Origin of the sequence: Sphingopyxis sp., from assembly GCF_035250425.1 — a bacterium.
GTDB lineage: Bacteria > Pseudomonadota > Alphaproteobacteria > Sphingomonadales > Sphingomonadaceae > Sphingopyxis.
In genome coordinates this window covers 1-11,038 of the sequence record NZ_DATFFD010000266.1, presented here as the reverse complement: position 1 = coordinate 11,038, position 11,038 = coordinate 1, and the positions used below count along the sequence as shown (strand labels likewise).

Below are 11,038 nucleotides of genomic sequence, written 5' to 3'. Positions count from 1 at the left end.
CCACGTCACGCCCTCGCGTTCGGGCTGTGGGCGGCGGGTAAGCGCGCGGACCTGCCAGCCCGCCTCGACCGCCTGCCGCATCGCCGCGCCGCCGACGAAGCCGGTCGCGCCGGTCATCGCGAGAATCGGCGCGGTCAGAGGAGCACCATATGGTCGCGGTGGACCATCGCGCTGCGCGGCGCATAGCCGAGCGCGGCTTCCTGCGCCTCGCGGCCGAGACCGACGATGTTCGCGGCGTCGGCGCCCGGATATTCGGAAAGGCCGCGCGCGATGACGCGTCCGTCGGGCCCCGCGATGTCGAGAATGTCGCCGCGTGCGAAGCTGCCGCTGACCGCAGTGACGCCCGCGGCGAGCAGGCTCGCGCCGCCTTGCAGCGCCTTGGCGGCGCCCGCGTCGATCTCGACCCGGCCCTTCGCGGTGAGCCCGCCCGCGAGCCACGCCTTGCGCGCGCTTGCGCCCTTTTCGGCGGCGAACAAAGTGTGCCGTGCCTCGGTCGACAGCGGCCGGTCGATCCGGCCCGACGCGATCGCGAGATGCGCGCCCGCGGCGTTGGCGATGCGCGCCGCCGCGATCTTCGATACCATGCCGCCCGATCCCATGCCCGAGGCGGAGCCGGTGTCGGCCATCGCCTCGATAGCGGCATCGATGCGTTCGACGCGCGCGATATGGTTCGCGCCGGGAAGGGCAGGATTTTTGTCGTAGAGGCCGTCGATGTCGGAGAGCAGGATCACGCCGCCCGCCGCCGCGGCTTGGGCAACGCGTGCGGCAAGGCGGTCGTTGTCGCCGAAGCGGATTTCTTCGGTCGCGACGCTGTCATTCTCGTTGATGATCGGCACGACGCCGAGGCTGAGCAGCCGGTCGAGCGTCGCCGCGGCATTGAGATAACGGCGGCGATGTTCGAGATCGTCGAGCGTGACGAGCATCTGCGCCGCGGTCAGCCCTTCGGCGCCGAGCACTTCGGCCCAGACTTGGCTCAGCGCGATCTGCCCGGTCGCGGCGGCGGCCTGCGCATCCTCGAGCGTCCCGCGCCCGCCCTTGGCGAGGCCAAGCCGCCGTGCTCCGAGCGCGATGGCGCCCGACGAGACGACCGCGACCTGCTGGCCCGCGCGCGTGCGTTCGGCAATGTCGGCGGCGATGCCGACGAGCCAGTCGCGCCGCACCGCGCCCGACGGGTCGACGAGCAAAGCCGATCCGATCTTGACGATCAGCCGGGGGCAGGAGGCGGGCGGAAACAGGCTCATGGCGCCGCCGATAGCGCGTGCGCCGGGGGGTGCCAATCCAATATGGCGAGACAGGTGCGGTTTTGCCGCCGATATGCTATGATCCCTGCCTCATTGAGCCCTTCTGGAGAGTCGCGCTACCCCGATTTGGAGGAGCGGAAAAATGACGACGGCAATCAATGAAGAAAAACTGCACGCGTTCGTCGGCAAGATGCTTGCCGACGTCGGCGGCGGAATGAGCGTGCCCACGGTGCGGCTGGGGTTCCGACTGGGCCTTTTCGAAGCGCTCGCCGATGCACCGGCGACTGCTGCAGAGCTTGCGGCGCGCGCGGGCGGGCTGCACGAACGCTATGTTCGCGAATGGATGCTCGCACAGGCGGCGAACGGCTATATCGACTATGATGCCGCCGGGGATCGCTTCAGCATCTCGCCCGAACAGGCGATGGTATTCGTCGATCGCGACAGCCCGGTCTATCTGGCGGGCGCGTTCGAGATTATCGCGGCGATGATCGAAGCCGAGGCGAAGGTCGAGGCATGTTTCCGGCACGGTTCGGGCGTGCGCTGGGGCGATCATGCCGGCTGCCTCTTTTGCGCGACGGGCGCATTTTTCCGGCCGGGCTATGTCAATAACATCGTTCAGGCTTGGATCCCGGCTCTTGACGGCGTCGAAGCGAAGCTCAATCGCGGCGCGCGCGTCGCCGACGTCGGCTGCGGGGTCGGCTTTTCGACCCTGCTGATGGCCGACGCCTATCCCGAAAGCGAAATCGTCGGCTTCGATTTCCACGCGCCGTCGATCGAGGAGGCGCGGCGGCACGCGGCGGATCACGGCTATGGCGACCGCGTCCGCTTCGAAGTGGCGGCGGCAAAGGAAATCGACGAGGCGGAGTTTGACCTCGTTACCATGTACGACTGCCTGCACGACATGGGCGATCCGCGCGGCTGTGCCGCCCATATGCGCCGGATTTTGGCGAATGACGGCACCTGGATGATCGTCGAGCCAATCGCGGGCAACGCGCCCGCCGATAATATGAACCCCGTCGGGCGGCTCTATTATAACGCGTCGACGATGATTTGCGTGCCTACCTCGCTCGATCAGGAAGTTGGCGAGGCGCTCGGCGCGCAGGCGGGCGAAGCGCGGCTGTCGCAGATGGTGCGCGAGGGCGGCTTCGCCCATGTCCGGCGCGCGACCGATGGGCCGTTCAACATGGTGCTCGAAGCGCGCTGATCAGACCGGCGACCAGCCGGGGGCTTCGTCGCTTTCGTCCTCGCCGGGCTCGGGGTGGCCGATCGCCTCGAGCAATTTGTCGAGCACCTCGGGGACGCCCGCGCCGCTCGCGCCCGACAGCGCCATCACCGGATGGCCGCTTTCCGCGGCGAGCTCGGCCGACAGCGCCGCAACCAGCTCGTCGTCGAGCGTGTCGATCTTGTTCAATGCGACGATCACCGGCTTGTCGGTGAGGTCGGCGCCATAGGCTTCGAGTTCGTCGCGCACGATGCGGTAGCTGGTGGCGACATCCGCGTCGTTCGCATCGACCAGATGGAGCAGCACGCGGCAGCGTTCGATATGGCCGAGGAAGCGGTCGCCGACCCCGGCGCCTTCGGCGGCGCCCTCGATCAGCCCGGGGATGTCGGCGATTACGAATTCATTGCCCTTGTGGCTGACCACGCCGAGCTGCGGGCGGAGCGTCGTGAAGGCATAGGCGCCGACCTTGGCCTGCGCATTGGTGACGCCGTTGATGAAGGTCGACTTGCCGGCATTGGGCAGGCCGACGAGGCCGGCGTCGGCGAGCAGTTTCAGCCGCAGCCACACCCACATTTCCTCGCCGGGCCAGCCCGGACCGTGCTGGCGCGGCGCGCGGTTGGTCGATGTCTTGTAGGAGGCATTGCCGCGCCCGCCATCGCCGCCGCGCAGGAAGACGAGCTGTTCGCCCTCCTTGGTCAGGTCCGCGAGCAGGCTGCGATCCTCGTCATCGCCCAGGATCTGGGTGCCGATCGGGACCTGGATGACGAGATCGGGACCGCCCGCGCCGGTGCGGTCGCGCCCCGCGCCGGGGGTGCCGCGCTTCGCCTTGAAATGCTGGGTATAGCGAAAGTCGATCAGCGTGTTGAGGCCGGCGACGGCTTCGAAAATCACGTCGCCGCCCTTGCCGCCGTTGCCGCCGTCGGGGCCGCCATATTCGACATATTTTTCGCGCCGGAACGACACGGCGCCGGGGCCGCCGTCGCCGGACTTGATGAAGATCTTGGCTTGGTCGAGGAAATGCATGGCGGGGCCTTTAGGGCGGAAACTGGAACTAAACCTCTAAACCCGTTCGTGTCGAGCGAAGTCGAGACACCCCGCAGCCATGTGCTGCCGAGGGCATCTCGACTTCGCTCGATGCGAACGGAATGAGGGGATCGGTTCGCCCCCTAGCGCCTGAACAGGAAAATTACCAGCCCTTAGCCCTGCGGCTTGCCGCCCTGCTCGGCCCAGAATTTGGCGATGCGTCCGGTGATGAGTTCGGTCGCGAGCACGCGCGACGTGTCGCGCGGCAGGTCGAGCGCCTCGGCCATCGGGCCGCCGAGCTGCGCGTCGCCGAGCGCCATCAGCACCAGCGCCAGCGTATCCTCGTGCATCAGGCGCTTTTCGTGGGCGTCGGGGGCCATGCCGTCGATCAGGCGGTGGATCGCATCGACGATCGGGTCGAGCGCGTCGTCATTGCCCGTCGCCGCCATCCAGGTCGCGAGCGCGCCGGCGCCACCCTCGTTGAAGGCATCGAAGGTGAGGTCGACGATCTCGCGCAGATTGCGCTCGCCCGGCGGCGATTCGGCCATCTTCCCGCCGATCGTCGCGCACACGGTTTCGGCCTGATAGGCGGCGAGCGCCTTTTGCAGCCCCGCGGCGCTGCCGAAATGGTGGAGCAGGTTCGCGTGCGTGCGGTCGATGCGCCCCGCGACCGCCTTCAGCGTCACCGCCGCCGGTCCCATTTCAACCAAAATCTGGCGCGCAGCCTCGAGCGCCGCCGAACGGCTTTCCTCGGGACTCAGACGCTTCTTCGCTATTGACATATGTGTAAGTAAACCCTATTGCTGGCCCGTCTCCCCTTTTCGACGGTATAAGCCATATGTCCAGCCTTTCCCAGTCGCCGACGCCCGCCGATCTTTCGATCACCCCGCGCGACATGCGCTTTGGCCGCGATGACAAACAGGGCCGCTGGTGGCTGAACGGCGATCCGATCGCGTCGGCATTCCACACCGCATTGTCGGTCACTTTTCCGCGCGGCGAGGCGATGTTCATCGAAGCGGTGAAGGCGCACCGCGACGGCGTTCCCGACAAGCTGGCGCGCGAAATCCGCGCCTTCACGCAGCAGGAAGTGATCCACAGCCGCGAGCATGTCGTCTTCAACAAGAAGGCGGCGGAGGCGGGTTACGATCTTTCGGAGCTCGAGGATGACGTGAACCAGGTTCTCGACCTGATCAAGACGCGGCCGCAGATCGTCAACCTGATGGCGACGATCGCGCTCGAACATTATACCGCGATGATGGCGGCGGTGATGCTGCGCGACGACAAGATGTACGCGGGCGCCGAACCCGAATGGGCCGCCTTGTGGAAATGGCACGCGATCGAGGAAATCGAGCATAAGGGCGTCGCCTATGACACCTGGCTGCACGCGACGAAGGACTGGAGCCGTTTTCGCCGGTGGCGCGCCAAGTCGCTGATGATGCTGCTCGTCACCACGCGTTTCTGGCCGAAGCGCGTCAAGGGGATGAAGGCGCTGCTGCGGCAGGACGGCCTGACCGGCTGGCGCGTCACCGCGCGCATCTGGTGGTATCTGCTCGGCACCCCCGGCGTGCTGCGCAAGAGCTTCTTCCCCTGGCTGTCCTATTTCATGCCGGGCTTCCACCCGTGGAACCACGACGACCGCGCGCTGATCGGGAAATATGAAAGCGATTATGCGGCTGCGATCATGCCGGCGCATTCGTCGGCGCCCGAGCTGGCGGCGGCCTGACCCTGTTCCTGCCCGGAGCGGCCAACGGCCGAAACGCGTCATTCCTTATCTCGTCACCCTGAACTTGTTTCAGGGTCCATGGCCTGCCGTTTCCTTCGCGGCGCCGTATTCGAGCTCCGGCCATGGATGCTGAAACAAGTTCAGCATGACGAAGGTTGAAGGGCCGCCAACCACCCCGAAGCCCCCCGAGTCATAGCATAGCCGGGCTAGACGCGGCGCTTCCCGTCTCATATCCCTTCACCGGTGGAGGGACCAATGCAGCCACATATGACCGCGGCCGAAGTCACGCAGTTCGAGCTGCAACTTGCGGGGCGTTCATCCTTGCTCGAATTCGGCTGCGGCGGCAGCACGGTGGTCGCGGCGCGGCAGGTGCGGCGGATCGTCAGCGTCGACAGCGACTCCGCCTGGCTGGCCAAGGTCCAGGCCGAGGTCGCGCGCGAGGCGGTCGACTTCACGCCCTTTCACATCGACATCGGTCCGGTCGGCGAAGGGGGTTATCCGGCGGACGACAGCCGGATCCGCGACTGGCCGCATTATCACACCGATATATGGCGCAACGTGAACGGCAGCCCCGATGCGGTGCTGATCGACGGGCGCTTTCGCGTCGCGTGCCTGTTGCAGGCGATCATCCACTGCAAACCCGACTGCATCTTTCTGTTCCACGATTTCAACGACCGGCCGCATTATCATGGCGTGCTTCGCCATGTGGACGTGCTGGCGCGCGTCGACACGCTCGCGGTGATGCGGGCCAGGGCGCAGGTCGACGGCACCGCGGTCCTGCACGACCTGTTCGATCATTATCTGATCCCCGATTGACCGCCCGGCCCGGCTTCGGCACACCCGCGCCCATGTCCGTCAAAGCTTTTACCGCACCCCCCGTCATCGAAACCGAACGCCTGCGCCTGCGGCCGGGGCGCCTGTCCGACAAGGATGTCCATATCACCATGTGGGCCGACGAACGCGTCACGCGCTTCATCGGCGGCGAACCGCGCAGCGCAGACGTCAGCTGGGGCAAGTTTCTGAGCTCGGCGGGGCTGTGGCCGGTCATGGGCTTCGGCTATTGGGTCTTCGCCGACAAGGCGAGTGACGCGCTCGTCGGCATGGGTGGCTTAAGCTATTTCTGCCGCGGTATGCCCGAGCTGGAAGGCTTGCCCGAGGCGGGCTGGGCGTTCGATGCCGATCATTGGGGCGCGGGCTATGCGACCGAAGCGATGACCGCCGCGCTCGGCTGGGCCGACGCGAACCTCGAAGCCAAGGAAGTGCGCTGCATCATCGACCTCGGTAACGACGCGTCGGAACGCGTGTCGGCGAAGCTCGGTTTCCGCCGCATCGGCGACAGCGACGCGCTGGGGCATGTCGTGGCGATTTATGCGCGGCCGCGTGGGGGATAGCCGGCTATATTTCTTCGTCATACTGAACTTGTTTCAGCATCCATGGCCGGATCTGTCTTGCTACGCGGCGCTGATGGAGAGGGCAGACCATGGACCCTGAAACAAGTTCAGGGTGACGAGGAAAGTTGATGGCGATTGCTCTAAACCGCCTCGACCACCAGCACACCGCCTTCGGCGCTGACGACGCGGACTTTGCTGCCTTCGGCCACGTCAGGCCCGCGCACCGGCCATTCGCCGTCGCCGACTTTCGCGCGGCCGCGCCCATCCTCGATCGCCTGGGTCACCGTCAGCACTTCGCCGATCAGCCGGCCGCCGCGCTGGTTGAGATGCGGGTCGGCCGACGTGATCGGGTTCGCCTTCAGCCAGCGGCGCGCGCCATAGAGCGCGATGAACGACAGGACGGCAAAGACGCCGAGCTGCAAGGGAATGCTCAGCGGGACGATCCACGCGATCGCGCCGGTGACGATCGCGGCGGCGCCCAGCCAGATCAGGAAGAAGCCCGGCGCGACGATCTCGGCCGCGGCGAGCAGCACGCCGAGCGACAGCCACGCCCAATGCGGTTCCATGTTCGTCAGCCAATCGGGCATGTCAGGCTCCCGTCTTGCGTTCGAGCGCGTCGCGCGCGAGTTCGCCGATTCCGCCCAATGTGCCGATCAACTGCGTCGCCTCGACCGGGAACAGGATCGTCTTGGCATTCGGGCTCGTCGCGAACTGGCTCACCGCCTCGACATATTTTTGCGCGATGAAGTAATTGATCGCCTGCGCATTGCCGCCGGCGATCGCGTCCGACACCATCTGCGTCGCCTTGGCTTCGGCCTCGGCTTCGCGTTCGCGCGCCTCGGCGTCGCGGAAGGCGGCCTCGCGGCGGCCCTCGGCCTGCAGGATCTGGCCCTGCTTCTCGCCCTCGGCGCGCAGGATTTCCGATGCGCGCATGCCTTCGGCCTCGAGGATGTTGGCGCGTTTTTCGCGCTCGGCCTTCATCTGCCGCGCCATCGCGTTCGAAATATCGGCGGGCGGGCGGATGTCCTTGATCTCGACGCGGGTGATCTTGACCCCCCAGGGCGAGGTCGCTTCGTCGACCACGACGAGCAGCCGCGCGTTGATATGGTCGCGCTTCGACAGCGTCTCGTCGAGGTCCATCGACCCCATCACGGTTCTGAGGTTCGTCGTCGTCAGGTTCATGATCGCCAGATAGAGGTCGCTGACCTCATAGGCCGCGCGCGCGGCATCGAGCACCTGGAAGAAGACGACGCCGTCGACCGCGACCATCGCATTGTCCTTGGTGATGATTTCCTGGCCCGGAATGTCGAGCACCTGTTCCATCATGTTGACCTTGCGACCGACGCGGTCGAAGATCGGCATGATGAAGTTCAGCCCCGGCTGCGCGGTGTGCGTGTAGCGGCCGAAGCGTTCGATCGTATAGGCAAAGCCCTGCCGGACCGGGGTCAGCGCCCAGATCAGGAACACCAGTGCCAGAACTACCAGTGCAAGTGCGAAATACATCGAATGTCCCCCTCAGCAATTTCCGTCTGCAACGGCCTTCCTTATTGCGGCAATGGCCCGGCTGCGCCACAGAAAAGCATATGACGCCAAGTGACTATCCGCCGCGCTCCCTGCTCTATGTCCCCGGATCGAACGCGCGCGCGCTCGAAAAGGCGGGCGGACTTGCCGCCGACATGCTGATCATCGACCTCGAGGATGCGGTGCCCGCGGACCGCAAGGACGAAGCGCGCGCGGCGATGCGCGCCGCGGTCGCGGCGGGCTTTGCGGGGAAGCGTGTGGCGGTGCGGGTGAATGCGACGGGCACCGCAGAACAGGCGGACGATATTGCCGCACTCGCCGGGCTGACGCTCGACGCGCTGGTGCTGCCCAAGGTCGATGCGCCGTCCGATCTCGACCCGCTGCGCGGCCTCGGCCTGCCGATCTTCGCGATGATCGAGACGCCGGCGGCGATCTATGCCGCGCAGGGCATTGCCGCCGATTCCGCGGTTGCGGGTCTGATCGCCGGGCTCAACGATCTGGCGCACGAACTCAAACTGCCCGACGGGATGGACCGCGGCGCGATGAGCCATGCGATCCAGGCGATCGTCCTTGCTGCGCGCGCGGGCGGGGTTTGGGGTTTCGACGGGGTCTATAATGCGATCGACGACGCCGCGGGCTTCGCGGCGGAGGCCGCCGAAGGGCGGCGGCTCGGTTTCGATGGCAAGACGCTGATCCACCCGTCGCAGGTCGATCCGTGCAACAGCGCCTTTGCGCCGTCGCAGCGCGAGATCGCCGCCGCCGAAGCGCTGGTCGCCGCGGCCACGGGCGGGGCGCAACGGCACGACGGCCGGATGATCGAGGATATGCATGTCGCGGCGGCGCGGGCGTTGCTGGCGCGGGCAGGGCGGTAGTACTTCTCCCCTCCCACAAGCGGGAGGGGAGAACCGCCGCCGTTCGTCTTTCGACGAACGCGCCTTGCCGGGCGGCGGCGGAAATGCCATGCGGCGGCGCCATGAAAACCACCCGTTTCCACGCCGCCGTCGCGGCCATCGCCCTCCTCGCCATTGCTCCCGCCGTTTCGGCCGCGCCCGCGAAGGGCGACGCGCCGATCACCGAGGCGCAGCTGGCTGACCACATCAAAGTGCTGGCGAGCGACGCGTTCGAGGGCCGCGCGCCGGGGACCGAGGGCGAGGATCGCACCATCGCCTATATCGTCGGCGAATGGGCGAAGGCCGGACTCGAAGCCGTGCCGGGCAGCGCGACGCCCTGGCTCCAGCCGGTGCCTTTCGTCGAGACGCAGTCGCTTGGCGGCACCGCGAAGTTCAAGGTCCATGGCCGCGACTTCGCGCTGGAGGATGATGGGATCATCCTGACCGGCCGCGACGCGTCGGTCGCGTTCGCCGGTCTTCCCGCGATCTTCGTCGGCTATGGCCTCGACGGCGCGGGCAAGGTCAATGCCGACGTCAAGGGCAAGCTGGCGATCATGCTGTTCGACAATGCGCCCTTTGGCGACAAGTTGCCGCGCTATCGCGAACGGCGCCAGATGCTCGCCGATGCCGGCGCATCGGCGGTGCTCGTCATCGCGACCGACGCGGTGCCCTGGACGGCGCTGCGCGAGAGCGCCGGCGCCAAGTCGATGCGTCTTGCGAGCGCCAAACCGGGCGCGCCGGTCAGCGGCTTCCTGTCGCTCGAGGCGGCCGATGCGCTGCTAAAAAGGGCGGGGCAGGATGGCGGCGCGCTCCGCGAGGCCGCGAAATCGCCCGATTACAAGGGCGCGGTGCTGCCGGTCACCGCCGACATCGCGGCGAAATCGGCCACGCGCCCCTTCGCCAGCAACAATATCATCGCGAAGCTTCCGGGTGCCAAGCCCGATGGCAAGGCGGTGCTGTTCCTCGGCCACTGGGACCATCTCGGCATCTGCGAGCCCGAAGGGGCTGCCGACCGCATCTGCAATGGCGCGGTCGACAATGCGAGCGGCATCGCGGTGCTGATCGAGGTTGCGAAGCGGCTCGGATCGGGCGCGCGTCCCGACCGCGACATCTATTTCATGGCGACGACGGCGGAGGAAAAAGGCCTGCTCGGCGCGCATTATTTCGCCGATCATCCGGTCGTGCCGCTGTCGGACATCACCGTCGCGCTCAATGTCGACACCATCGCGATTTCGCCGCGCGGAACCCCGGTCGCGACGATCGGGCGCGGCAAGCCCGCCTATGACGCGGTGGTGCGCGAGGCGGCGACGAAGCTCGGCCGCAAACTCGACGAGGATGGCGAGGCCGATGCCTTCATCCAGCGGCAGGACGGCTGGGCGCTGGGCGCCAAGGGCGTGACGTCGTTGATGGTCGGCGGCAGCTTTTCGGACATGAAGCTGCTCGAAGCCTTCCTCGGCAGCGATTATCACAGCGCCGCGGACAATTTTTCGGACAAAATCCCGCTCGGCGGCGCCGCCGAGGATGCCGACTTGCATGTCGCGATCGGCCGGGCGTTCGCCGATACGAAGCGGTGGCCGGGAACGGCAATTAAATAGGGACTGTCCCTATTTAATTCGTCGCACAAGCCTCTTGCGGCCCCCGCCTTCGCGGGGGCGACGGTTATTTTCGTCGGGTCGGACGGCCTACGCCGCCTGCTTGGCGCGGTCGGACATTTCCTGATTGAGCATCTCTGCCAGCAGGAAAGCGAGTTCGAGCGATTGCCCGGCGTTCAGGCGCGGATCGCAATGCGTGTGATAGCGATCGGCGAGATCCATCTGGGTCACGTCCATCGCGCCGCCGGTGCATTCGGTGACATTCTGGCCGGTCATCTCGATATGGATGCCGCCGCCATGCGTGCCCTCGGCGCGGTGGACGGCGAAGAAGCCGCGCACTTCGGCGAGGATGCGTTCGAACGGGCGCGTCTTGTAGCCGTTCGGCGTCTTGATGACATTGCCGTGCATCGGATCGCACGACCAGACGACGGGGTG

13 protein-coding genes are annotated in these 11,038 nt (G+C 66.6%); 6 read left to right on the top strand and 7 right to left on the bottom strand.

Annotated features, from left to right (window positions below; genetic code table 11):
* Together VJ811_RS16100 and proB are read right to left on the bottom strand one after the other, a co-directional pair.
* On the bottom strand, positions 1-138 hold a 138-nt coding region (locus tag VJ811_RS16100), incomplete at its 3' end, for an NmrA family NAD(P)-binding protein (RefSeq protein WP_324074226.1).
* The gene (gene proB / locus VJ811_RS16095; RefSeq protein ID WP_324074224.1) at positions 135-1,241 is read right to left on the bottom strand and encodes a glutamate 5-kinase; all 1,107 of its coding nucleotides are present in this window, start codon (positions 1,239-1,241) and stop codon (positions 135-137) included. The genes proB and VJ811_RS16100, both read right to left, overlap by 4 nt.
* A 142-nt stretch (positions 1,242-1,383) precedes the next feature.
* Between proB and VJ811_RS16090 the strand changes: the two genes are divergently transcribed.
* A complete protein-coding gene (locus tag VJ811_RS16090; RefSeq protein WP_324074223.1) occupies positions 1,384-2,445 on the top strand; it encodes a class I SAM-dependent methyltransferase in 1,062 nt (353 codons plus the stop codon).
* On the opposite strand, the gene obgE is transcribed toward VJ811_RS16090, so the two are convergent.
* On the bottom strand, positions 2,446-3,486 hold the full coding sequence (obgE, locus tag VJ811_RS16085; RefSeq protein ID WP_324074220.1) for a GTPase ObgE: 1,041 nt from the start codon (positions 3,484-3,486) through the stop codon (positions 2,446-2,448).
* 173 nt (positions 3,487-3,659) lie between these two features.
* A complete protein-coding gene (locus VJ811_RS16080) occupies positions 3,660-4,268 on the bottom strand; it encodes a TetR/AcrR family transcriptional regulator (protein ID WP_324074218.1) in 609 nt (202 codons plus the stop codon).
* Positions 4,269-4,324: 56 nt separating this feature from the next.
* Here VJ811_RS16080 and VJ811_RS16075 point away from each other — a divergent pair, with 56 nt between their 5' ends.
* The 3 genes from VJ811_RS16075 (at position 4,325) to VJ811_RS16065 (ending at position 6,600) form a co-directional block, all read left to right on the top strand.
* On the top strand, positions 4,325-5,209 hold the full coding sequence (locus VJ811_RS16075) for a metal-dependent hydrolase (RefSeq protein ID WP_324074216.1): 885 nt from the start codon (positions 4,325-4,327) through the stop codon (positions 5,207-5,209).
* 255 nt (positions 5,210-5,464) lie between these two features.
* Entirely contained in the window at positions 5,465-6,025 is a 561-nt protein-coding gene (locus tag VJ811_RS16070) for a hypothetical protein (protein ID WP_324074213.1), read from the top strand.
* A gap of 32 nt (positions 6,026-6,057) precedes the next feature.
* The gene (locus VJ811_RS16065) at positions 6,058-6,600 is read left to right on the top strand and encodes a GNAT family N-acetyltransferase (RefSeq protein WP_324074212.1); all 543 of its coding nucleotides are present in this window, start codon (positions 6,058-6,060) and stop codon (positions 6,598-6,600) included.
* 140 nt (positions 6,601-6,740) lie between these two features.
* Here VJ811_RS16065 and VJ811_RS16060 read toward each other — a convergent pair whose 3' ends face one another.
* Entirely contained in the window at positions 6,741-7,187 is a 447-nt protein-coding gene (locus tag VJ811_RS16060; protein ID WP_324074210.1) for an NfeD family protein, read from the bottom strand.
* Position 7,188: 1 nt separating this feature from the next.
* On the bottom strand, positions 7,189-8,103 hold the full coding sequence (locus VJ811_RS16055) for an SPFH domain-containing protein (RefSeq protein ID WP_056372266.1): 915 nt from the start codon (positions 8,101-8,103) through the stop codon (positions 7,189-7,191).
* Positions 8,104-8,183: 80 nt separating this feature from the next.
* Between VJ811_RS16055 and VJ811_RS16050 the strand changes: the two genes are divergently transcribed.
* Entirely contained in the window at positions 8,184-8,993 is an 810-nt protein-coding gene (locus VJ811_RS16050; RefSeq protein WP_324074205.1) for a CoA ester lyase, read from the top strand.
* Between the two features lie 101 nt (positions 8,994-9,094).
* A complete protein-coding gene (locus VJ811_RS16045) occupies positions 9,095-10,606 on the top strand; it encodes a M28 family peptidase (protein ID WP_324074202.1) in 1,512 nt (503 codons plus the stop codon).
* An 87-nt stretch (positions 10,607-10,693) separates the two neighbouring features.
* Here the strand turns inward: VJ811_RS16045 and VJ811_RS16040 are convergent.
* The coding region (locus VJ811_RS16040) for a 3-deoxy-7-phosphoheptulonate synthase (protein ID WP_324074200.1) at positions 10,694-11,038 on the bottom strand (345 nt) is incomplete at its 5' end.